The 24621-nt window shown below is 47.8% G+C and carries 19 protein-coding genes; 7 read left to right on the forward strand and 12 right to left on the reverse strand.

Annotated elements, in window-relative coordinates:
* Positions 1–40 precede the first annotated feature (40 nt).
* The gene (galE, locus tag B5D42_RS09555; RefSeq protein ID WP_078831250.1) at positions 41–1081 is read left to right on the forward strand and encodes a UDP-glucose 4-epimerase GalE; all 1041 of its coding nucleotides are present in this window, start codon (positions 41–43) and stop codon (positions 1079–1081) included.
* 8 nt (positions 1082–1089) lie between these two features.
* Here the strand turns inward: galE and B5D42_RS09560 are convergent, their stop codons facing one another.
* Both B5D42_RS09560 and prfA read right to left on the reverse strand, forming a co-directional pair.
* Positions 1090–1791 (reverse strand): hypothetical protein, encoded by a 702-nt coding sequence (locus B5D42_RS09560; RefSeq protein WP_139367080.1) that lies wholly within the window; start codon positions 1789–1791, stop codon positions 1090–1092.
* A gap of 122 nt (positions 1792–1913) precedes the next feature.
* Positions 1914–2978, reverse strand: coding sequence for a peptide chain release factor 1 (gene prfA, locus B5D42_RS09565; protein WP_078831252.1), 1065 nt, complete (start codon positions 2976–2978; stop codon positions 1914–1916).
* A 130-nt stretch (positions 2979–3108) separates the two neighbouring features.
* Here prfA and B5D42_RS09570 point away from each other — a divergent pair, with 130 nt between their 5' ends.
* From B5D42_RS09570 to B5D42_RS09580, 3 genes are read left to right on the forward strand one after another with little or no spacing between them, the layout of a single operon-like run.
* The gene (locus B5D42_RS09570) at positions 3109–4671 is read left to right on the forward strand and encodes an N-acyl-D-amino-acid deacylase family protein (RefSeq protein ID WP_078831253.1); all 1563 of its coding nucleotides are present in this window, start codon (positions 3109–3111) and stop codon (positions 4669–4671) included.
* Position 4672: 1 nt separating this feature from the next.
* Positions 4673–5764: a serine hydrolase domain-containing protein gene (locus tag B5D42_RS09575; protein WP_139367081.1), complete on the forward strand. Its 1092-nt coding sequence runs from the start codon at positions 4673–4675 to the stop codon at positions 5762–5764.
* Positions 5765–5791: 27 nt separating this feature from the next.
* Positions 5792–6973, forward strand: coding sequence for a dipeptidase (locus B5D42_RS09580; protein WP_078831255.1), 1182 nt, complete (start codon positions 5792–5794; stop codon positions 6971–6973).
* An 11-nt stretch (positions 6974–6984) separates the two neighbouring features.
* Here B5D42_RS09580 and B5D42_RS09585 read toward each other — a convergent pair whose 3' ends face one another.
* The 5 genes from B5D42_RS09585 to B5D42_RS09605 form a co-directional block, all read right to left on the reverse strand.
* Positions 6985–9834 carry a DEAD/DEAH box helicase gene (locus B5D42_RS09585; RefSeq protein ID WP_078831256.1) on the reverse strand — a complete coding sequence of 950 codons (2850 nt, stop codon included), beginning with the start codon at positions 9832–9834 and terminating at the stop codon, positions 6985–6987.
* 61 nt (positions 9835–9895) lie between these two features.
* Positions 9896–11458 (reverse strand): serine hydrolase domain-containing protein, encoded by a 1563-nt coding sequence (locus tag B5D42_RS09590; protein ID WP_078831257.1) that lies wholly within the window; start codon positions 11456–11458, stop codon positions 9896–9898.
* Positions 11459–11488: 30 nt separating this feature from the next.
* Positions 11489–13609: an alpha-ketoacid dehydrogenase subunit alpha/beta gene (locus B5D42_RS18255; protein ID WP_317042003.1), complete on the reverse strand. Its 2121-nt coding sequence runs from the start codon at positions 13607–13609 to the stop codon at positions 11489–11491.
* A gap of 14 nt (positions 13610–13623) precedes the next feature.
* Entirely contained in the window at positions 13624–14391 is a 768-nt protein-coding gene (locus B5D42_RS09600; RefSeq protein ID WP_078831258.1) for a Bax inhibitor-1/YccA family protein, read from the reverse strand.
* 115 nt (positions 14392–14506) lie between these two features.
* Positions 14507–15379, reverse strand: a complete 873-nt coding sequence (locus B5D42_RS09605) for a polysaccharide deacetylase family protein (RefSeq protein ID WP_078831259.1) — start codon at positions 15377–15379, stop codon at positions 14507–14509.
* A 149-nt stretch (positions 15380–15528) separates the two neighbouring features.
* Here B5D42_RS09605 and B5D42_RS09610 point away from each other — a divergent pair, with 149 nt between their 5' ends.
* Positions 15529–17385: a 2-oxoacid:acceptor oxidoreductase subunit alpha gene (locus tag B5D42_RS09610; protein ID WP_078831260.1), complete on the forward strand. Its 1857-nt coding sequence runs from the start codon at positions 15529–15531 to the stop codon at positions 17383–17385.
* A 60-nt stretch (positions 17386–17445) separates the two neighbouring features.
* On the opposite strand, the gene B5D42_RS09615 is transcribed toward B5D42_RS09610, so the two are convergent.
* Positions 17446–19680, reverse strand: coding sequence for an FUSC family protein (locus tag B5D42_RS09615; protein WP_078831261.1), 2235 nt, complete (start codon positions 19678–19680; stop codon positions 17446–17448).
* Between the two features lie 143 nt (positions 19681–19823).
* On the opposite strand from B5D42_RS09615, the gene B5D42_RS09620 reads away from it, so the two are divergent.
* Both B5D42_RS09620 and B5D42_RS09625 read left to right on the forward strand, forming a co-directional pair.
* The gene (locus B5D42_RS09620; RefSeq protein WP_078831262.1) at positions 19824–21410 is read left to right on the forward strand and encodes an FMN-binding glutamate synthase family protein; all 1587 of its coding nucleotides are present in this window, start codon (positions 19824–19826) and stop codon (positions 21408–21410) included.
* A 28-nt stretch (positions 21411–21438) separates the two neighbouring features.
* The gene (locus tag B5D42_RS09625; RefSeq protein ID WP_078831263.1) at positions 21439–21786 is read left to right on the forward strand and encodes an MmcQ/YjbR family DNA-binding protein; all 348 of its coding nucleotides are present in this window, start codon (positions 21439–21441) and stop codon (positions 21784–21786) included.
* On the opposite strand, the gene nth is transcribed toward B5D42_RS09625, so the two are convergent.
* From nth to eno, 4 genes are all read right to left on the reverse strand, one after another.
* Entirely contained in the window at positions 21778–22452 is a 675-nt protein-coding gene (nth, locus tag B5D42_RS09630) for an endonuclease III (RefSeq protein WP_078831264.1), read from the reverse strand. The genes B5D42_RS09625 and nth overlap by 9 nt on opposite strands.
* 47 nt (positions 22453–22499) lie before the next feature.
* The gene (locus B5D42_RS09635) at positions 22500–22736 is read right to left on the reverse strand and encodes a hypothetical protein (protein ID WP_139367082.1); all 237 of its coding nucleotides are present in this window, start codon (positions 22734–22736) and stop codon (positions 22500–22502) included.
* A gap of 136 nt (positions 22737–22872) precedes the next feature.
* Complete coding sequence (locus B5D42_RS09640; RefSeq protein ID WP_078831266.1) at positions 22873–23175, reverse strand: FtsB family cell division protein; 303 nt, start codon at positions 23173–23175, stop codon at positions 22873–22875.
* A gap of 100 nt (positions 23176–23275) precedes the next feature.
* Positions 23276–24568 (reverse strand): phosphopyruvate hydratase, encoded by a 1293-nt coding sequence (gene eno / locus B5D42_RS09645; protein ID WP_078831267.1) that lies wholly within the window; start codon positions 24566–24568, stop codon positions 23276–23278.
* Positions 24569–24621 lie beyond the last annotated feature (53 nt).

Below are 24621 nucleotides of genomic sequence, written 5' to 3' on the forward strand. Positions count from 1 at the left end.
TTTGCCGGATAAAGTTACCTTGCTGTAATAATTCTTTGTTATGGCCAAGATACTTGTAACAGGCGGCTGCGGTTATATCGGATCGCATACCATCGCGGATCTTATTGAAAACGGATTCGATGTTATTTCTGTCGATGACAACTCCCGTTCTACCCTCTATGCCATTAACGGAATTGAAAAGATCACCGGTAAGAAGTTCAAGAACTATCAGGTTGATCTGAAGAATTTCGATGAAACCCGTGCGGTCTTCCAGGAAAATACAGACCTCGACGGAGTGATCCACTTCGCTGCCTACAAAGCTGTTGGAGAATCCGTAGAGCAGCCGCTGATGTATTATGAGAATAACATGTTCTCTCTGATCAACCTGCTCAAATGTGTAAAGGAATTTGAAGTGCCGCACTTTGTATTCTCTTCTTCCTGCACTGTTTACGGCACACCTGATCATATCCCTGTTACAGAAGCCACGCCTACTAAAAAAGCGGAATCACCGTACGGCGCTACCAAGCAAATGGGCGAAGAAATTCTTCGCGATTTTACCCGCAATGACCACACAAACGCTATCCTGCTCAGGTATTTCAATCCGGTAGGCGCTCACCCGTCGCTGCTGTTAGGTGAATTGCCGGTGGGAAAACCCCAGAACCTTGTGCCGGCCATCACACAGACCGCTATCGGCAAATTGCCGGGCATGAAAGTGCATGGTACGGATTATACCACGAGGGACGGCAGCTGCGTACGGGATTATATCCATGTCTGCGATATCGCACATGCGCACACGCTGGCTATTCAATATCTCATGGCCGGCAGACAACAAAGTTCCTGTGATATCTTTAACCTGGGCACGGGTTCAGGTGTAACGGTTCTGGAAGCCATTCATACTTTTGAAGAGGTCAGCGGCATAAAACTCAATTACGAACTCGGTCCGCGCCGACCCGGCGATGTGGAAGCCATCTATGCCAACAATAATGCTGCAGTAGAAAAACTCGGCTGGCAGATCAGGTTTAACCTGCGCGATATGATGCATACTGCCTGGCAATGGGAACTCAAAATAAAAGAAGCAGAAGACAGGGTTAAAAACAATTAACCCGCACCTCACAACGCATTGTAAAACGCAAACAGTTTCACCAGGTCTTCTTCTTTTTTACCCTTTAATTTCTCTTTACTCATATAAGCCTCTACCTGGTTCTTTTTATCAGCCATGAAATCGCTGAGTGCGGATTCTTTTGCAAGTGGTTGTATGCCTTTTGAAGGCGACCATGCATAATAAAGGGCTTTACGTTTATAAGTGCGGATGGTTTCCGGACTACCATAGGCTTTATCATCCGAGAAACTGACCCTGTAATGTTTCAGCAGCATTACTTTACCGGAATCCAGCACTTCATAGAAGGTTTTTTCATTCTGCCATTCAAGCGCCGGAAAGCCTGAAGCGAATTTGCGTGCATTCGCAGTACCATTTCCGCCTTCCCCGCACTGCAGTTCAAAACTTTTAACCGGTTGCACTACCACCATCGGATCTCCCTGCGGACTCTGGAACAACAATTCATTGCTTTCGAGATTCACTTTCAGCGATAAGCCTTTGTATGTACGTCCGTTCAGCAGCATCGTTACATTACCCGGACAAAAAGACTCGTTGAAATAAGGGCTTCCCTCCACTTTATTTTCTGTTTTTCTCAGCAGGGGCCGGCCGTTTGCGTCCTCGAAGAATTTATTGGTTTCCATGAGGAACATATTGGTGTTCTGGCCATAGCCTGCTGCGGCCAGCGCCAGGAAAAGGGGCAGGATGATTTTCTTCATATGCATTACGATGAATATTAAATATAACCTGTTTTTATGAAAACGGCTTCTTCCCTATCCGTTCACGCATAAAAAAAGCTGCACCCGATGGATGCAGCTATTCTGATTTTTGTTGCTACTATTTACTGGATCAGCATTTTCTCTGCATTCTCCGCTACCTGTAATGCTTCGATGAACTCATCAATTTCACCACCTCCCACTACGGCATCCAGGTTATAGGATGTGAGCCCGATGCGGTGATCGGTAACCCTTCCCTGCGGCCAGTTATACGTTCTGATCTTGGCACTGCGGTCTCCGGTACTTACCAGCGTTTTCCTGTGCCTTGCGATCTCTTCTTCCTGTTTGCGCACCTGCTCTTCATATAATTTGGTCCGCAGCATGGTCATTGCTTTTTCGCGGTTACCCAGCTGGGAACGTTCGGTCTGGCACACCACCACCACACCTGTAGGAATATGCGTCAGGAATACTTTCGTTTCCACCTTGTTCACGTTCTGACCACCGGCTCCGCCGCTTCGTGCGGTTTCCATTTTCACGTCGCTTTCCTTCAGTTCAAAATCCACTTCCTCCGCTTCGGGCATTACGGCAACAGTTGCTGCCGAGGTATGTACACGCCCCTGGGTTTCCGTATCGGGAACACGCTGTACACGATGTACGCCACTTTCAAATTTCAGCGTACCGTATACATCTTCTCCAGTCACTTCCACAACTACTTCCTTATATCCGCCTACTGTGCCTTCGCTTTCACTTACAATGCTTGTTTTCCAGCCTTTCTTGGAGCAATAACGCAGATACATGCCCAGCAGATCGCCGGCAAAAAGGCTCGCTTCATCGCCACCGGTACCTGCCCGGATCTCGAGGATAGCGTTTTTATCATCCTGCGGATCTTTGGGTATCAGCAGCTTGGTCAGCTCTTTCTCCAGTATTTCTTTCTTCTCTTCCAGCGCCGGCATCTCCATTTTAGCCAGTTCCCGCATATCCTCATCATTTCCCGCCAGGCTTTCTTTGGCAAATTCGTAGTCGTCGAGTATTTTAATATAACGGTTATAAGGCTCAACGATCTTTTCCAGGGAGCGGTATTCCTTGCTGTATGCCTGGAATTGCTTCTGGTCGTTGATGATCTCCGGGTTGGTCAATGCCACCCCCACCTGTTCGAAACGGGCTTTGATGGCATCTAATTTATCCTGCATAGCTACAGTTTTTAGGACTGCAAAATTAAGGGTTTCATTCGGGCTTTACAGCGCGATGTTTTACCGTTCCGTGTACCCTCACGGGTATAAAGGCTAAAGTTTTATTATCTTTCAGCACAATCAATCAGTTATGCGGATTCTTCTTTTGCTGTTCCTTGTATCAGGTTCTCTTTTTTCGAATGGCCAGCAGGCCGATATTCTCATTAAAAACGGTAAGATTATCGATGGCACAGGTAATTCCTGGGTATATGGTGATATCGCAGTGAAAGACGGCAAAATCATCCGCACCGGCAAGCTGGGCAACTGGAAAGCCGATAAGATCATCGATGCAACCGGGCTGATCGTAGCGCCGGGTTTTATAGATGTGCATACGCATATCGAAGACGACGAAAAGAGAGCGCCGGAGGCCGCCAGTTTTATTTACGATGGCGTTACCACTGTGGTTACCGGCAACTGCGGTGCTTCCAGGGTAGACCTGGGCAGGTATTTCAACATGATCGACAGCCTTCGTTTATCAGTGAACGTGGCATCGCTGGTGGGTCATAACGACGTGAGAAAGGCTGTAATGGGCACCGCCAACCGAAATCCTACCGAAGCAGAAATGGAAAAAATGGAAGCACTGGTAGCCAAAGCCATGCAGGACGGAGCTGTTGGCTTTTCAACGGGGCTGATCTATATCCCGGGGACCTATTCAAAAACAGAAGAAGTGGTAAGGCTTGCGGCCGTAGCTTCACGCTATAACGGCGTTTATGCCAGCCATATCCGCGATGAAGGCGACAGCGTAGTGCAGGCCATTGAAGAAGCGCTGCACATCGGCCGGGAGGCCAGAATGCCTGTGGAAATCTCGCATTTCAAACTCAGCGGACAACAGAACTGGGGCAGAAGCAAAGAAACGATTCCGCTGATCATCAATGCAAGAAAAGAAGGACTGGACGTAACGATCGACCAGTATCCTTATACAGCCAGCAGTACATCTTTAAGCACATTGCTTCCTGATCATGTATTATCCGACGGTCAGGATTCCATCAAAGCAAGACTTGCCAACCCGGCTATCAGGAAACAGGTGAGCGCATTTATGCTGGCCAAACTGAAGAAAAGAAAACTGCGTCATTTCAGTTACCCGGTGGTGGCATCGTTCCGGGCAGACAGTACCTATAACGGCAAAAGCATAGAGCAGGTAAACCTGCTGAAAGGAAGAAAACATACGGCAGCGGCAGAAGCAGAAACCATTATTGAAATGATGGAACAGGGCGGCGCAGGCATGGTATTTCATGGAATGGGTGATGAAGATGTAAAAGCCATCATGAAATATCCGTTCAACATGTTTGCATCAGATGCCAGTATCAGGGTGTATAAACAGGGCAACCCGCATCCGCGTGGTTATGGCACCAATGCCAGAGTGCTGGCCAAATATGTACGGGAAGAAAAAGTGATCCCGCTGGAAGAAGCGATCCGCAGGATGACTTCATTACCGGCACAGAAATTTCAGCTGAAAGACCGTGGTCTGATCAGGGAAGGTTTTGCAGCCGATATTGTGGTGTTCGACGAGCAGAAAGTGCAGGACCTGTCTACTTACGATCAGCCTCACCAATATTCAACCGGTTTTCAATATGTGCTTGTAAACGGCAGATTAACCGTTGTTGCAGCAAAGCATAATGGCACAAGGGCCGGAATTACCCTTAAAAACAAATAACATGCGGTTTTACTTACTGAGCCTGCTTTTGGTTTGTTCGCTCGCAACGTCTGCCCAGAAAAAAGGCTATGAAGCTGTGGACTCGCTGATGCAATCCGTGACTGCCGACAACGGTTTCAGCGGTGTGGTGCTGATTGCAGAGAAAGGAAAAGTCAGGTACGAGAAAGCGTTCGGATATCGTTCTTTTGCCACGCAGCAGCCATTGCAGACCACAGATATTTTTGAGATCGCATCCGTATCCAAACAGTTCACCACCATGATCATCATGATGCTGGAGGAAAAAGGTGCATTGCAGTTCGATGATCCGGTTGAGAAATACCTTACCCTCCCTTATAAAGGTATTACGATCCGCCATCTGCTCACACATACCAGTGGTCTTCCGGATTATTTGCAGGTAATGGATCAGCATTGGGATAAATCAAAGGTGGCAGGCAATGATGATATCATCAGTTACCTCAACACTTATGCACCACCGGTTCTTTTCCAGCCCGGCGATAAATATCAATACAGCAATACGGGGTATGTACTGCTCGCAAGCATTGCAGAAAAAGCAGGTAAAGAAGATTTCATCACGCAATGCAGAAAGAAGATTTTCAGAAAGCTGGGCATGAAATCTACTGACATCCGTACTGCTGCGGAAAAGGCATTGTTGCCGAATCTTGCATACGGACATATCTATGTGCCGGCAAAAGGAACTTATGTAAGTGCGGATTCTTTCCCGGCATTCAATTATACCATCTGGCTCGGCAACCGTAAAGGACCGGGCAGGATCAGTTCCACCGTACAGGATCTGCTGCGCTGGGACCGTGCTTTATACACACGTAAGCTGGTGAAGCAGGAAACCCTGCAGCAGGCATTCACGCCCATGAAACTGAACGACGGCAAGATCTCGAACTACGGGTTTGGCTGGGTGATCGCAGGGAACCCTGTGGCGGGAAAAGTGGTACAACACAATGGCGATAATCCCGGTTACAAAACAGAGATCATCCGGTTCATCGACCTCGACCGCACTATTATTGTCCTTACCAATAACGCACCTGAAAAATTCGGTGATATTACAGCCAGTCTTAAAAAGATCGTTTCCGCTTTATAAATCCATTATCCAGAAAATCCTGTTACGATGCTGAAAAAAATATTTCTCCTGCTTTGTCTTCCCACAGGTCTCTGCGCGCAACGCTACCAGAGCATTCATAAAAGCGCGCTCGTGATAGACACGCATAATGATTTTCTCACGCAGGCACTCGAGAAAAATGTTCGTTTCGATGAGCCACTCAAAGGCAGAACCCACTCCGATCTGAAACGCATGAGCGAAGGCGGAATCGATATCCAGGTATTTTCTATCTGGTGCGACGGTAGTTACGGAAAAGACAAGGCATTTGCAAGAGCGAACAGGGAGATCGATACACTGAATGCCTATATCGCAAGACATCCGAATGAAATGATGCTGGTTAAAACTCCGAAAGAACTTCAGCTCGCCGTGAAACAAAAAAAGCTGGGCGCGATGATCGGCGTGGAAGGCGGACATATGATCGAAGATGATCTTTCTTATCTCGACCGCCTGTTTGCGAGAGGCGCACGCTATATGACGCTCACCTGGAATAATTCCACTTCCTGGGCTACATCGGCCATGGAAGAAACAAAGAACAGTTTCAAGAACCCGAAGAAAGGGCTTTCCGATTTCGGGATAAAGGTTGTTAAACGTATGAATGAATTGGGGATGATCGTAGATCTCTCTCACGTTGGTGAACAAACCTTCTGGGATGCGATCAATACCAGCACCAAACCAGTGATCGCTTCGCATAGCTGTGTACACCAGATCGCTCCCGTTTTCAGGAACCTGAACGATGAGCAGATCAAAGCGATCGGTAAAAACGGGGGTGTGATCCACCTTAACTTCTTCTCGGGTTTTGTAGATACGGCTTATGATGCTCGTATCAAGGCCTTTAATGCAAAGCATAAGGCTGAAAGGGATACGATCATGCTACTGAATCCTGATAAAAATTTTGCCGAAGAATACCTCGCCGAAAAATACGCCGATGAAGCGAAAGATATCAGGCCGCCGCTTTCCATGCTGCTCGATCATATCGATTATATCGTGAAACTGATCGGTGTTGATCATGTTGGGCTGGGCTCTGATTTTGATGGCATCAGTTCCGCACCGCAACAGCTGGACGATGTAACGTCCTATCCGCTGATCACCAAGGCACTGCTCGAAAGAGGCTACAGCAAAAAAGATGTTCGTAAGATACTCGGCGAGAATTTTGTGCGCGTGTTCAAACAAAACTATGTTGAACGTAAATGATTTTGTTACGCTCAGCTGAACAGGTAAGCGAGATCATCTTCGGTAAGTGTTTTTACAAAGCCTTCGTCGGCAGTCACCAGGTCATCCGACAATTGCTTTTTACGTTCCTGTAAACGGATGATCTTTTCTTCAATCGTATCGCGGCAGATCATTTTATAGGCAAATACCTGTTTCTGCTGACCGATCCTGTGTGTACGGTCGATGGCCTGTTGTTCAACAGCTGTATTCCACCAGGGATCGAACAGGAAAACATAATCTGCCGCTGTGAGCGTAAGGCCTGTGTTACCGGCTTTAAGACTGATGAGGAATACCGGTACCCGGTCGTCGGGCTGCTGAAAAGCATTCACCATTTCCATGCGTTTTGCAGGCGGCGTCTGCCCGTCGAACTTGTAATATTTCAATCCATGCTTATCACATGCTTCCGCAAGCAGATCGAGCATACTGCTGAATTGTGAAAATACAAGGGCTTTATGTCTGCCTGCAATATTGGTCAGCTCTTCCATGAGCACGCTGGTTTTAACAGAATCGCGGCAACCCATCCGGTCTTCTTCTTTCAGCAATAATGGTGAATTACATACCTGCCTCAAACGTGTGATCGCCTGTAACACAGCCAGCCTCGATTTATTCAGTCCCTGTTCTTTTACGTTCTGGAAGAGATCATTGCGGACCTGGCTGCTGAATTCGTTGTAGAGATCCTGCTGCCGCTGCTCCATCCGGCACCAGAGAATGGTCTCCGTTTTTTCCGGCAGATCTTCAGCTACCTGTTCTTTGGTTCTCCGGAGAATAAATGGATTGGTCAGCTTCTGTAATGCTTTGATCTTTTCTTCATCGCGGCGATGATCGATCGGATCAGCATATTCCTTCTTGAAGAATTCCCTGCTGCCGAACATGCCAGGCAATGCAAAATTCAACTGTGCATAGAGGTCGAATGTATTGTTCACCACCGGTGTACCACTTAATGCAACCCTGTGCACAGCCGTTACCGCATTTACAGCACGTGTGATCTGTGCGGAGGGGTTCTTGATATTATGACTTTCATCCACCACACAAACACCATACTGTTGCTGCAACAGGTTTTCGTCTGAGCGCAATGTACCGTAGGTAGTGATGATCACATCATTCTGCTGTTCGCGGATCTGGCTGATATCTCGTGTTTGCCCATGATATACCGCAACAGAAAGCACCGGCGTGAATTTCTGTAATTCACTCTGCCAGTTATATACGAGCGATGCCGGGCATACGATCAGGCAGGTTGTACCCGGATTCTTTTCCAAATACCAGGCGAGAAAGCAGATCGTCTGCAGGGTTTTTCCAAGTCCCATATCATCTGCTAGGCAAGCGCCTGCACCTGCTTCACATAAAAGTGCCAGCCATTCGAAACCCTTCTGCTGGTATGGCCGCAGTGCTGCCTGAACAATACCGGGAAGCGCATAAACAGGTGTATCGCTGGTCATCCATTGCTTCCATTTTGTCCACCAGTCTTCCCTGATCAGCGGCTCAAGCACGGTATTACCTGCATGCTGTCTTTCGCTGATGGCCATAAATCCAGGCACTTCTATCTGCCTGCTGCTGATCTTACCATGCTTAATAAGCGTGGCATATTGTGCCAGCCATTCATCGGGCAAAATGCCCAGCGAACCATCTTTCAGCATCACAGCTCTCTGGCCGGCCATCAGTATCTTCTGCAGTTCATGTAATGGCACTTTCTCCTTTCCGAAACTTACTTTCAGTTGCAGTTTCGCTCTGCCGTTCACCGTTTCCACAACATTGATAACAGTTTCTGCCGCGTGTGATGAATACCTGAAATGCTGCAGCAGATCCATTCCAACCAGTTCTATATCCGATCCCAGCAACTGGTGATAGGCTTTCATGAACCATTGCTTTTTCTGCGCTTCTGCAAACGAAAGATAGAAGAACCCGTTCTTTTGCCTGGCGAAAGAAGCATGCAATGATTCCAGGTGCTTAATGAATTCTGTCTCCGCGGTTTTATTTCTTTTGATCTGCCATGCTTCCCCGCTGGCCATCACTTCATGTGTATCCGTCCAGGCGCCATCAACAACAAATCCTTCATAGACCCACTGCGGGGTCAGCATCAGGAAGGAATTATTCAATTCCGTAAACAATACACGGTTTTGTGGTAACACTTCAAGTACCTGCTGCAAAACCGCTGTTTTTCTTTTGACGGTATAATCCTGGTCGAGCCTTGATAAAATATCATGTGAGAATCCTGCTACATTGTTCTGGTAGGCAGTCATGTCTGTATGCGACAACCAGTCCAGTGTCTGGTAATCCCTGAAGCCCAGCAGGAAATATTCACTATTATTCTCCAGCAGGAAAGCTGTTCGTGTAAATGTTTCAGCGGGATATAATGTGCCGTTCAGCTGTATGTACGAAAGCAATACCGGACTTCCCTTCTCTTCCGTTACTTCAAAAGACAATTGCGGTTTGAACTGGCTGAAAGCTGCGGGCATCGTTTTAAAATTAGCCTCGCCCTCTTTCCTGATCTTATGATATAGCTTCAGTAATGAAGTAAACGGTTTAAGTTTGTCGAACTGCTTATGCAATACACGCATCAATGCAGTAAATACATAAGTTTCCGTAAGCACGGCACCGGTAACCTGTCCGTTTCCTTTTATGACGGACTTGGCAGCCAGCATTTTTGCCCTGCTGAATTGCTCCAATGCTTCCTGTGCTTCTTTCGGAAGTTGCGGAAATGATTTCCGGATCTCCGCACCCGACAGGTTCTCCGTTACATAATTGATCCCCTTGGTTGTGCGTTCTATATGCAGCGACTCAAATACCTGTTTAAAATCCGGTATGGTTCCGGGTGTAAGTAACAATACAACTTTCTCAGACGACATCTCACTTCTTGTATAAGTCTGCAAATGTATCGTATGACTTCAGATGCAGCTGATCTTTATTTTATCTGGCAACTTCGTAAATATGGTATTCCTGTATCAGCGCAGGGTTTTCGGGCGTAAGTGTAAAGCTGATACGGATATCCATAAATTCTCCGGCCACAACAAAACTGCCCCGGAGCTGGTTCTCTGCAACGAACGAAATCACTTTACCCGTTCTCCCCGCTTTTTTGAATATCGCTGCCGATTCTTTTTTCAGGCTTTCAAGCTGGTAGTCCTTAAAGAAATTTTCTGCAAACAGGCCGCTTGCCGTTGCATTGTTCCAGTCGGGCAATAGCTTCAGTAATGCCGCCTGCCTGTCTTTGAGTATAACAGATGGTTCCAGAGCCGCCGGTCTCAAGCCTGCAGTCCTGATCAGTGTATCGAGTACCCTGAGGTTGATGCCTGTTGTTGATGCGTAGGTAACATTCGCAAAAAAGATCACACCGATCCCATAATCCGTTGCGATCTGCCAGTTACTGCCAAAGCCTGGTAAACCACCGGAATGCCCTACCACGGTTCTTTGTTCGCAGTCTCTTGTCCAGCGTAACCCGTAACCATAAGCAGATGCAAGCGGACAAAGGCGTCCGTCGGGATATTTATAATTGGGGCTGATGGTATTAAAACGCCAGGGCTGGTGCATTTCACGAACCGAACTTCTCCTGACAGGTCCGTTATCATTAACGCTCCTGGGCGGCCAGGCATCCTGGTGCAACGCCACATATTTGCTGAAAGATTCAAGCGATGTGATCATTCCGCCCATGGCACCATAAATGCCATCATGCAACAGAGGTTCTTCTTTCCAGGCATTATCGATCCAGCGGTAGCCGTGTGCCAGCTGCGCGGCCGGAACGCGATCGAATTCCCATTCGGCCTGGTTCATTCCCAATGGCTCCCAGATATTTTTCCTGATGTATTCGCCGTAACCAATACCTGATGCTTTCCTGATGATCACACCCAGCATGGTAAATCCGAGATTACTGTATTCATAAGTAAGGCCGGCAGCGTTTGAAAGGTTAACGCCGCGGCGGATCAGGTCTGTCAGGTCTTTTTCAGTGGCAGCAAGCTGGCGGTCGCCCCAGGGATTGTCTTCCGGGAAACCGGCCGAATGTGTGAGCAGATGCCTGATGGTGATCTCAGGTGCATCAGCGGTCAGCTTCAAACCTTTTACTTCGGGAATATATTTCCATACGGGATCATCAAGATCGAGCTTGCCCGCATCGCGCAGGTGAAGAATGGCCATGGCGGTAAAGCTTTTCGACATGGATGCGATCCTGAACATCGATTTTGTAGTTGCCGGTATCTTTTTATCTATATCTGTATAACCGCCCGCTCCGCTGAAAACAAGTTTGCCATCGAGCATGATACCGAATGTATAACCTGGAAAATGATTCTTGTCTGCAAAGGATCTGTACATCGATTCAACTGCCGGGAATAATGCCTGTAATCGCTGGTAACGCATAGCGTCTGTAAAGGCAGGCGCCTCATAACCCTGTGTGTATGGCGAACTGTCCTGGCTGTAAGCAGCAGGAATAATCATTACAGACTGGCATAGCAACAACGCCAGAAAAAGGTTCCTGTATTTCATTCGGTTGGATTTTAGGATTGAACGTTAATATCAGTAACGCTGCAGTTTTTCTACATAACCATGCAGCCTGTTCTTAGCCATGAATGTTTTTTCCAGGTCGATATTAAACGGAACAGGTGTATCGAGCGATGCGCAACGCATTACAGGTGCATCGAGCAGTTCGAAACAATGTTCGCTGATCCAGGCACTGATCTCTCCGCCGATGCCTCCGGTCAATGTGTCTTCATGCAGCAGCAATACTTTTCCTGTTTTAGCCACAGCTGTTCTGACAGCTTCGTAATCGAGCGGCAGTAAGGTACGCAGGTCGAGTATATGAAGCGACACTTCAGGATGCTGGTGCTGGTATTCAAGCGCCCAATGCACGCCCGAGCCGTATGTGATCACGGTAATATCTGTTCCTTCAGCTGCAAGTCTTGCCTTCCCGATCTCTACTTCATATGCTGCTTCCGGAACCGGGCCGCTTACGCTTCTGTATAAACCCTTATGTTCAAAAAACAGTACGGGGTTAGGATCATTGATCGCTGCGATGAGAAGTCCTTTTGCATCATGTGGTGTGGAAGGATAAACCACTTTCAGCCCTGGCACATGCGTGAACCAGGCTTCATTGCTTTGTGAGTGGAACGGCCCTGCGCCTACGCCACCGCCCGTCGGCATCCGGATCACCACATCAGCCTGCTGGCCCCAGCGGTAATGTATTTTAGCCAGGTTATTGACAATCTGGTTGAAGCCCACAGTCACAAAATCCGCGAACTGCATTTCCATCATGCTCTTGTACCCTTCCAGACTCAATCCGAGTGCGGTTCCTACAATTGCGCTTTCGCACAGTGGTGTGTTGCGCACCCTTTCTTTTCCGAATTGTTTTACAAAACCTTCCGTTATTTTAAAAGCGCCGCCGTATTCGGCAATATCCTGCCCCATCAGTACCAGGTTATCATGCAGCTGCATGCTTTGTGACAATCCTTCCTGTATAGCATCTACGAAACGTTTTTCGGGTGCACCTGCTTTTGGCGCATCCATTGTATTTGCATCCGACCAGAGCCGGGCGTTCACCGATTTTTTCGCATATACATCATGCAGTTCCTCGTTTGCATCAGGGATCAGTTCTTCCGCTTCATAAGCCAGTTTCAGTTCTTCTTCAATATATGTTTTAAGCTCGCTCCGGATCTCTTCTGCAGCAGCTGCGGTGAGAACACCTTCTGCGAGCAGGAATGCTTCATAATTCTTAACCGGGTCTTTTGCACCCCATTCGTCGAACAATTCCGCAGGTACGTATTTGGTACCGCTGGCCTCTTCATGTCCCCGCATCCTGAATGTCATACATTCCACGAGATAGGGTTTCTGGTTTCTGATACAGTAATCACGTACACCCCTGATGGTATCGTATACTTCGAGGATATTATTCCCATTGATGCGTATGCCGTCCATGCCATAGCCTTTGGCTTTATCTACCAGGCTTTCGCACTTGTATTGTTCGTTCACCGGTGTACTGAGTCCGTAACCGTTATTCTCGATCACGAATATTACCGGCAGCCCCCATACGGCAGCCACATTCAGCGCTTCATGAAAATCGCCTTCGCTGGTACCGCCATCGCCCGAATAAGCGAGTGATACTTTATTGTCTTTTCTTAGTTTATATGCAAGTGCAACACCATCTGCCAGTGCCAGCTGCGGACCAAGGTGTGAGATCATACCGCAGATATGATGTGCACGGCTGCCGAAATGGAAGCTTCGCTCTCTTCCTTTACTGTAACCATCCTTGTTGCCCTGCCATTGCATGAACAATTTCTGCAGACCCATCTGCCGGGTAGTGAATACACCGAGGTTACGGTGTAATGGCATCACCCACTCATCTTTTTCCAGTGCAAGTGTACTGCCTACAGAGATAGCTTCCTGGCCAATTCCGCTGAACCATTTACTGATCTTTCCCTGGCGAAGCAGCACCAGCATCTTCTCTTCGATCATCCTTGGCAGCAGTAAGCTCCTGTACATGAATACAAGTTCATCATTCGTTTGCCCGCTTCTTACAAATTCCATAGCAGTCTGTTTATTATAATTGCCTGTTTTTTCAATAGTTTTCAGCGTGGCTAAGTTACTCGTATTAATAAAACAAAGCACAAAAAAAACCACCGCATCTGCGATGGTTCGATACATAATTTTTTTATTGATCAGTTCCTGTTCGATAATTTGCCCAGCAGGCGCAGGATTTCAACATACAGCCATATGATGGTAACCAGCAGCCCGAAAGCACCGTACCATTCCATATATTTTGGGGCGCCCATTTCTGCACCCTTCTCGATCATATCAAAATCCAGTATAAGGTTAAGGGCTGCAATTGCTACCACGAACAGGCTGATTCCGATACTCAGCAGCGAGCTGTCGTACATAAAGCTCACATTCAAACCGAAGAAACGCAGTACCAGCGTGAGCAGGTAAAAGATCGCAATACCCAGCGTTGCGGTAAATACTACTGATTTAAATCGTTGTGTGGCGTTGATGATACGGAAATTATACAGCAGGAACATAGCAATGGCCACACCGAATGTAAGCCCGATCGCCTGCATGATGAGGCCCGGGTATTTCTCAGAGAATGCCGCATTCAGAATTGCTGAAATGCCGCCTATAAATAACCCTTCCAGGATACCATATGCCGGCGCCAGGTACGGGGCTGTTGTTGGTTTGAAGGAAATGATCAGTACCAGGATCAGACCACCGATCGCTCCTGCGATCATGAGGGTGTTCATGGTATCCTGCTTGAATTCCTCGAACAGGTGCCAGCTGTAAGCTGCCCCGGCTATCACCATCAGCATCAGGAATGCAAATTTATTGATCGCTCCCCTGACGCTCATTACGCCCTGGGCATTTGCTTCGAGATGAAGACTTTTATTGAACATTTTTTCCGTTAGGGTCGGGTTCCCTGATCTGAAGATTGCCATAATATCAATTGTTTACTGATCCAAATGTAATCATTCTGCCTTTTGCACTAAATACAGCCTCAAATTTTAACGTCTTTCTCATCCTGTGCTGCCGCATTCCGATTCACAGCAGCGATCAGGGCTTGTACACAGGCCTTTTAATGCCGGGATAATGATCTACCGTTTCAAATACATATGCCGGGTTCTGTTTGAGTATGCTGATGAATTTCGCCAGCGAATCAGTATCCTCCGGCCTGCGGAACATCCGGTCGTGTGTAAGTATCACCACATGGTTCGGTGTATGCGTACGGTTGCGGGCAAATGCACTGTCTACCTGGTTGGCCAGCTGCTGCGGCGTTTGCACGGGTCTTGCACTTTTATGATTGAAATTCCATTCTACTTCCCAGCCGAATACATTATACCCGGCGCTGTCCAGCAACTCAGTCACTTTACGCACCATGGGCGATGAGCGGAGCTCACCATTCCTTACCCAGGCACTGTTACCAGGCAACCTTGCTATCAGGTATGGTACTTTCATCTGCTGCTGGGCCTTATCGAAATCCAGTATCGTAGATTCACTGTTCTTGTAAAAAGCTTTGTAGTTACCAGAGGCATGTGTATAGCTGTGGTTCGCCAGCAGGAATTGAGGATAGCTTTCGCGGATCGTATGTACGATCTGGCGCCCGTCGCTCTTGGCCTCGCTGTGCAGACCTACCATAAAGAAACTGGCTTTCACATCCAGTTTTTTGCAGACGTTATAACAATCCATGGTACCGTGCTGCGGCCCGTCGTCGAATGTGAGATAAATGTACTTTTTTGAGCTGTCGTAAGTGATGGGCTGCCAGTCGGCAAGCGGAGACGGCTTTACAACATCGGGCTTGCCGGCCGTTTCTGCCGTATCTTCGGGCAGGCCGGGTGAAGCGTTAGAGCTAAAATTACATGCAGCAGTCAGAAATACCGGCGCCAATGCCAGCAATCGCAGGCAGGCCCGGGCGGGTTTAGATAACATTTCCACTTTTATTAGTGAAACAAAGATACAATTTGGCTCCAACCGGCTGCTATCAGCTTTGTTAATCTTAAAAAAGAGCTTCCGAAATACGAAAAAATAGGGTTCCCGGCGGCCGGAGTATAGTAACTTTGCGGTCACAATTTTTTTGAATGAGCAGAAAAGAGGAACTTTTACAGGATGTGGTGATCAAATTTGCGGGCGACAGCGGCGACGGAATGCAGCTGACAGGTCAGCAATTCACGAATAATACGGCTCTCCTGGGCATTGATCTGGCCACTTTTCCCGACTTCCCGGCCGAAATCCGCGCCCCTATCGGTACCGTACCGGGCGTGAGTGGTTTCCAGCTCCGGTTTTCCAGCGACCGAGTCTTTACTCCCGGCGACCTTTGCGATATCCTGGTGGCAATGAACGCTGCAGCCCTCAAGGTAAACCTGAAAAGCATTAAACCCGGCGGTAAGATCATCGCCAATATTGATGGTTTCGATAATAAGAACCTGCGTCTTGCCAATTACCCCGACGGTGTGAATCCGCTGGAAGATGGCAGCCTGGACGGCTTTGAAGTAACGAAAGTAGACGTTACCAAGCTCACCCGTGAAGCCCTCAAAGAATTCACCGATCTCGGCACCAAGGAAAGGGACCGCGCCAAAAACATGTTCGTACTTGGCCTGATCTACTGGATGTATAATCGTAAACTCGACAATACCATCGATTTCCTTACCGAGAAATTCGGCAAAAAAGACACCATCCTCCGCAGCAATATCAAAGTACTGCAGGCGGGTTATAACTACGGAGATACTACCGAAGCTTTTACCACCCGCTATAAAGTGGAAAAAGCACGCATGGCGCCGGGTACTTACCGCAGCATCATGGGTAACCAGGCGCTGGCAATGGGTCTGGTGGCGGCGGGGGAAAGAAGCGGACTGCCAATTTTCCTGGGTACCTATCCCATCACACCGGCATCTGATATCCTGCACGAACTGAGCCGGCATAAATCTTTCGGTATCCGCACTTTCCAGGCGGAAGATGAGATCGCAGGTATTTCCTCGGCAATAGGTGCGAGTTATGGCGGGCACCTGGGTGTTACCACAACTTCAGGACCGGGTATGGCACTTAAAACAGAAGCAATGGGACTGGCTGTAATGCTGGAGATCCCGCTGCTGATCGTGAACATACAGCGTGGCGGACCATCTACCGGTCTTCCTACAAAAACAGAACAAAGCGACCTGCTGCAGGCATACTATGGCCGTAACGGGGAATGTCCCATGCCGGTGATCTCCGCATCCACACCAAGCGATTGTTTCGATGCGGCTTATGAAGCTGCACGTATCGCCGTTCAGCACATGACACCGGTGATCCTGCTGAGCGATGGCTATATCGCCAACGGCGCAGAACCATGGAAGTTCCCGAAAGCAGAAGACCTCAAACCTATTGAAGTAACTTTCAAGGAAGGACTGTCTGAAGATGAACCGAAATTCATGCCGTATAAACGCGACGAAAAACTGGTTCGTCCCTGGGCAGTACCCGGCACACCCGGGCTGGAACACCGGATCGGCGGCCTGGAAAAGCAGGACGTGACAGGAAACGTAAGCTACGACCAGGATAACCACCAGCACATGGTAAAGACCAGGCAGGCGAAAGTGGATAAGATAGCCGATTACATTCCTTTACAAACGCTTGACAGCGGACCCGAAAAAGGAAAAGTGCTTTTGCTGGGCTGGGGTTCTACTTATGGTTCTATCAAAAGCGCTGCGCTGGAACTCCAGGCAGAAGGACTTGAAGTAAGTCATGCGCATATCCGCTATCTCCGTCCGTTCCCGCGTAACCTCGGGGAGATCCTCAGGAACTTCGATAAGGTACTGATCCCCGAGATCAACAATGGTCAGCTGATCAAAATTATACGGGATGAATTCTTTGTAGATGCCAAAGGCTATAACAAGATCATGGGTGTGCCTATTACCAAAGGCGAACTCGTTAGTGCTGTTAAACAGATGCTGGAAGAGCGTTGATAGCTTAATAATCAAGTATACTGAAAATGGTTCTGTCTTTAAGATAGGACCATTTTTGTTTTAAGCATCATCCCGCTTCAGTGCCTGACTGATCTTTTGTATGTCTGCAGATACTTTGTAGATAAAATAGAACTGATCGGTAATGGATTTGAAAACCGAAAATACATTGCGGGTGCTTGTTTCGATCTGCCCCTGCCCGATCTCGTCTTTCCGTTTCTGCATCATTTCATTGATCTTATGTTCGAGATGCCGGATCTCTGCCGGATCGCGCGCGGTAATGGCTTCAGGCATCGCAGTTTCATCTATAGCGCGCAAAGCCTGCTGCAGTGAAAGCACGCTCGCTTCTATCAGCGGGCGATATTCATGCATGATATATTCCTGCTCCAGTGAATCCGTATAATAAGACAAAGTAGCTACATGGGATACCAGCATGTGATTAGCCACCACAAACTGGTGCACATGGAGGATATTCCGCTGCCTGCTCTTAGGTTCGGAAAGCATGCGGTTGAAAGCATCCGAAAGATTGGCGAGTGAAACCCAGCTGTTCTTACGTGCAACATTGCTTACGGTTTTATCGAGTGGCTCGCCTGTAAATGCCCCTGCAATGAGTTTGTAGTACTGGATTGCGTCGCGCAGCACCTGCGACATGAAATTATTGATCTGTTCATGTTCCCAGATCGGCTTCAGCAGGTAACTGAACAGGAATGCGATCACGGAGCCGATCGCCGTATCAATGATCCTGTCTCTCAGAATGGTATTCACATCTTTCGGATCGAGCAGGCGGAACATGAGCAGCAGATACAAGGTCATCAGCATCACACTTACGAGATAATGCTTGCGCATGAAACTGTATGCACCGATCATACTTACAATCAATGTGATCAGGATCGCAGTTTTATCATGTACCAGAAAAAGAAAAGCAACAGCCAGCACCACACCTGCAATGGTTCCTGCAATACGCTGATAGTTACGTTTACGGGTAAGGCTGTATGCTGGCTTCAGGATCACGATCACTGTAAGCAATACCCAGTAAGCATGCCCTATCGGCAGCAGCTGCCCGATGAAAAATGCAAACACCGCTGCTGCAGTAATGCGTATGGAATGCCTGAAGATATTAGACCTGAAGGAAAGATTATCCCACAACAATTTCGGATCAACACCCTGGTGCGTGATAAAGTCTTCCGGATCTGGTGTCTGTAATTTTTTGCGGCGGAATTTCCTGTCGTAAGAGGTATACTGATGTAACGTTCTGATCCGTCCGGCAATATCATCGATACTGTCGAGAATGTGACGCAGGCTGATAAATCCATCGAGGTTAGACTGATCGAGTCTCGAGAGCCTGAGCTTCTGTAACCGGTCACGCTCTTCCAGCAGTTCATCATCGATCTGTTTGTTGTAACTGGATGAGATGCCGCTCTTCAGTGCAATCCCGATCTCGTCCAGTTCATCCGACAGGCGCAGGATCAGCATACGGTATTCTTCGAGGATACCTGTCTCATCAAAATAACGGTGCAGCTTATCGTAATCCTGGTGTGATGTCATCGCCCGTTCGAAAAGATCCGCTACGTCCAGGAAAACCATCATCAGCACACGGCTGGTATGCGTCGATTCCTTTACCACGCTTCTTGTTTTGAACAGGAGCTCCGCCACAAGATTCTGTTTTTCCTGCACGGTGATCTGTACACGCAGCAGGTTCTCGTAATCCTTGTCCGATCTTCGTTCCTTATTGTAAAAAGCGGCTTTGGCTTTGAGATAAGAAGCCGTCCACATCACATACTCGCCAAGTGCCTGTTGTATCAGTTTATATGGCCGGAGGCTGTATAACACCTGGCTTAACAGGAAATACCATAATCCTCCGCCCAGCAGGTACAGTGCATTGTAGAGGATGTCCCAGCCCTTGAAATGATCTTCGGTCTGCAGTACCATTACAAACAATGCCGCCATGCCGATGGAAGTAGCCCTTGCACCATATACACCGATCATGGAAAAGAAAAAACAGCTTACCGGTAACAGGATGAAGAAAGCCCAGGGATACAATTGAGCCAGTCCGGACAACAATGCCACCAGGAAGATCAGCAGGCTGCAGACGATAAAACCGTTACGCCGGTGCTGGATGGGGCCGGGATTATCCGTGATGCTTACGCACAAAGAACCCAGCGCAATGGTAAGCCCTACCGGCAACATCCCATAATAGCCCATTATGAGTGCAGGCAACAGCACACCTGCTGTAATTCTGACACCTTCGCTCAGGTAATGACTGCTGATAAAACTGCGGTATTCTTTGAGATAATCCATTCTTGATAAAGGTACCTTTTAAAGCGCGCTTAAAAAAAGCATGAACTGTAATTCTGACCGGATAACAGCGATACGGCAAAGATCAGGCCGTACAGCACAAAAGCTGCGCAGGTATTATTAATTTTGTTCATTAAATTTAGGATATGCGGAAGATTTTTATTTATGGGTCCGTGATTGCCCTGCTGGCGATCGGCCTGTTATCGTGGCTGGTGAATATCGCATGGCTTTTTGCACTGATCGTGGTATTGCCTCTGGTGATCATGGGTATCTGTGATATGATCCAGGTCAGGCACTCCATCATGCGGACTTATCCTATTGTCGGGCGGATGCGTTACTGGATGGAAGAACTGCGGCCTAAACTTTATCAGTATTTCATCGAATCCGATATCGACGGCAGGCCGATCAACCGGATCGACAGGTCTACCATTTACCAGCGCGCAAAACTCGAAACCGATACCATGCCTTTTGGTACCCAGCTGGATGTATATGCGGAAGGATATGAATGGATGACACACTCCATCGCCCCAAAAGATTTTCATAAGCTCGATCTGAGTCCGCGTGTGCTGATCGGCAATAAGGATTGTAAACAGCCTTATTCCTGCAGCATCTTCAATGTTTCAGCAATGAGCTTCGGTTCACTGAGCCCGCAGGCTATTGAGGCACTCAACGGTGGCGCAAAGATCGGCGGGTTTGCGCACAACACGGGCGAAGGAGGCATCAGTCCTTATCACCTGAAACAGGGTGGGGATATTATCTGGCAGATCGGAACAGGATATTTCGGCTGCCGCGATAAGGAAGGTCGCTTCTCTGCAGAAGGCTTCCGGTCAAACGCATTGAAGCCCGAAGTAAAAATGATCGAGATCAAGATCTCCCAGGGCGCCAAACCAGGTCATGGCGGGATCCTGCCCGGCAAGAAGAATACGCCCGAGATCGCTGCTATCAGGCATGTGGAGCCTTATACCACCATTTACTCGCCAACTTATCACAGTGCATTTGATAACCCGCGCGGACTGGTCTCTTTTATTAAACAGCTGCGCGAATTGAGCGACGGCAAGCCTGTGGGTTTTAAATTATGTATCGGTAAAAAAAGTGAGTTCATCGGCATCTGCAAAGCCATGATAGAAATGGATGTATATCCGGATTTCATTACCATCGATGGTGCGGAAGGCGGTACCGGTGCGGCACCGCAGGAATTTTCCAATTATGTGGGCGCGCCGATGCTCGACGGGCTTGCATTCGCACACAATATGCTGAACGGTTTCGGCATCAGGAAACATATCAAACTCATCGCATCAGGCAAGATCCTGTCCGGCTTTCATCTTGTGCGTGCGTTTGCATTGGGAGCGGACGTATGTAACAGCGCAAGGGCTATGATGATGGCCATCGGCTGTATCCAGGCATTGTTGTGCAATACCAATAAATGTCCTACAGGTGTAGCAACACAGGATCCGTCACTCGCAGTAGGTTTGGTGGTTGATGATAAAAAACACCGCGTAGCCAACTATCACGCCAACACGGTAAAAACCTTCGTTGAGTTGCTGGGTGCAGCCGGAATCGCTGATCATACGGAGCTGACGCGTTCGCATATTTACAGGCGTGTTTTCCTGAATGAAGTACGCACGTTTGAAGATATATTCCCTTCCGTAACACCAGGCTGTTTTCTCAACGGCAATATACCGGAACGCTACCGGCATGATTACGAGCAGGCAGTAACAGACAAATGGCAATAAGAATCACCCCACCCATAAATTTCAGATCGTGGACATTGAACAGTTAAGAAATTATGCATTAAGCAAACCGGATGCAGTGGAGGATCTACCATTCGGGCCAGACACACTTGTTTTCAAGATCAACGGAAAAGTATTCCTGCTGGCGGGGCTGGATAATTCGCCCCTGCAGTTCAATGTGAAATGCGATCCTGATAAAGCCATTGAATTACGTGAAAATTACCCCGATGCTGTTCTGCCCGGTTATCATATGAACAAAAAGCACTGGAATACCATTGTGGTGAACGGACAGCTCAGCAACAAAATGCTGAAAGAATTCATCGATGATTCTTATACACTAGTGAAGGGAAAGGAAAAGCGTGTCAGCAAATTAAAATAAGCGGGGAGATGTATGTTCTGTTCCTTTCAGTTTTTTGGCATAATAGCGGCAGATATCACGTAAACCACATTCTTCACATTTCGGATTTCTGGCCAGGCATATGTAACGACCGTGCAGTATCAGCCAGTGATGGGCTTTGTGTACCAGTTCGCGCGGGATATATTTGATCAGTTCCTTTTCTACTGCGAGCGGGGTTGATGCTTTTTCGCTTACCAGCGCCAGTCTTTTGCTTACACGGAATACATGTGTATCCACAGCCATATTCGGCTGAGCATCGATCACGCTGGTGATCACATTTGCGGTTTTTCTTCCGACACCGGGCAGCTTTACCAGTTCATCTACAGTCATCGGTACTTCACCATGAAATTCATCCATGAGCATGTTGGCCATGCCTATCAGGTGTTTGGTCTTATTGTTCGGATAGGAAATACTGCGTATCAGCGGGAAGAGGTCGTCGAAAGTTGCTTTAGCCATCTTCTGCGCAGTGGGATAGCGGCGGAAAATATCAGGCGTGGTCATGTTCACACGCTTATCGGTGCATTGCGCTGAAAGGATCACAGCAACCAGCAATTCGAAAGGATTATCATAGGTAAGCTCCGTTTCCGCAACAGGCATATGTTGCTGGAAATAACTGATCACTGCTGCGTAACGGTCTTTCTTTGTCATAGTATCAGTCAAAAATAACAGATCGCAGCATACTGTGAGAAGAAGGCTCAGTGTTTTTTCCGGGCGGCTTCTGCGGCGTATTTCAATACGCTGGCTACCGACTGTTTAGCCGGCGAGGCCAGCTTTAATTTATTCAGCTGCCTGATACTGCGTTGCAGCATTTTAAGTTGTTGTTCCAATTCAATATCATGCGCTTCTAAAGCCTGGTCAATTGCTGTGGCCAGCGATGGTGAGCATTCTTTATACAGGTACAATATCAAATCCTCTTCCTTGAATTTTTTCATAATGTTCGCACAGGGATAAGGTTGATCAGAGGATACAGCACCTTCTTTAAACGGCATCGATGCAGCAAATATTGTAATCAGGCAAAAGGTTCTTTAAAGAATGTAAGACAGGAGCGTGAACGCAAAACGAACGGGATTATTTTGTAACAGCTGCAGAATCTTCTATAACGAATATGTCTTCGCCGTCTTTTTTCATAAGGTAACGTTCCCGGGCGAATTTCTCCAGGGCGGCCGGATTGCTTTGAAGATCAACGAGTTCTTTGTTGGCTTTTTCAATTTCGCGGAGGTAGAACTGTTTCTGTTGTTCCAGTTTTCGCAGCTCGGCCTTCTTCCCTCTTTGTTCAAAAAAGTCGCGCTGGTCAAAAAATAACATCCATACCACAAAGAATCCCGAAGCCAGGAGGTATTTGTTGGTGAGTATGGAGGCTGTTTTTTTCATTCTGAGATGTGAAATTAATACAGAGCTGTATTGCGGGGCTTTTTATTAATCAACAGGTGTTAAAAAGCATGCACCCGGAGGGATGCATGCTTTTTATGATTTATTTCTTACCGAAACGGATCTTCCCTTTAGGATAGATCGCTGTTTCGCCCAGTGCTTCCTCGATCCTGATCAGCTGGTTGTATTTCGCCATACGGTCTGTACGGGATGCCGAACCGGTTTTGATCTGGCCGCAGTTCAATGCAACTGCCAGGTCGGCAATGGTTGTATCTTCTGTTTCACCGCTCCTGTGGCTCATAATGGTGTTGTAACCATTATGCTGTGCCAGTGTAACTGCATTGATGGTTTCTGTGATGGTTCCGATCTGGTTCACTTTCACAAGCAGGCCATTGGCAATGCTTTTATCGATACCGGTCTGCAGACGGTCTACATTCGTTACGAACAGATCGTCTCCTACCAGCTGGCATTTGCTGCCGATCGCCTGTGTAAGCGCGTTCCAGCCGTTCCAGTCGTCTTCTGCCATACCGTCTTCAATAGAAACGATCGGGTATTGTTTTACCCATTTCTCCCAGAATTTAACAAGCTCATCGCTGCTCACTACTTTGCCGCTGCTCTTATGGAATACATATTTTTTCTTCTTGGCATCCCACAGTTCGCTGTTGGCTGCATCCATCGCAACCACGATCTGCGATCCGGTTTTGAAACCTGCAGCGCTGATCGCTTCCAGTACGGTTTCTATGGCTTCCTCATTGCTCTGGATATTCGGTGCAAAGCCACCTTCATCGCCCACATTTGTGCTGAAGCCTTTTTTCTTCAGTACGTTTTTCAGGGTATGGAATATTTCCACCCCCCAGCGCAATCCTTCGCTGAAAGAAGTTGCGCCTACCGGCATTACCATGAACTCCTGGAAATCGATCTTGTTATCCGCATGTGCACCGCCATTCAGGATATTCATCATCGGGATGGGCAGCGTTTTCGCATTGGTTCCGCCGATATAACGGTATAAAGGCAATGCTGCTTCTTCTGCAGCTGCTTTGGCTACCGCCATGCTCACAGCGAGGATCGCATTGGCGCCGAGTTTTGCTTTATTCGGTGTACCGTCCAGTTCGATCATCGCCTGGTCTATCGCCGCCTGCTGCGTTACATCGAAACCGATGATTGAATCAGCGATCACGTCATTCACGTTTTTCACGGCTTTCAATACTCCCTTTCCGGCATATTTCTTTTTATCGTTATCACGCAATTCCACTGCTTCATGCATACCAGTGCTGGCTCCGCTCGGAACAGCGGCCCTTCCCATGGCCCCGTCATCGGTTAAAACATCTACTTCTACGGTTGGATTACCGCGACTGTCTAATATCTGTCTTGCATGGACTTCAATAATGTAACTCATGGTCGGTTGCGTATTTATTGTTTGGTATAGAATCTTGTCTTGCGCACGCAATT

This window comes from Sediminibacterium ginsengisoli (assembly GCF_900167075.1).
Taxonomy (GTDB): domain Bacteria; phylum Bacteroidota; class Bacteroidia; order Chitinophagales; family Chitinophagaceae; genus Sediminibacterium; species Sediminibacterium ginsengisoli.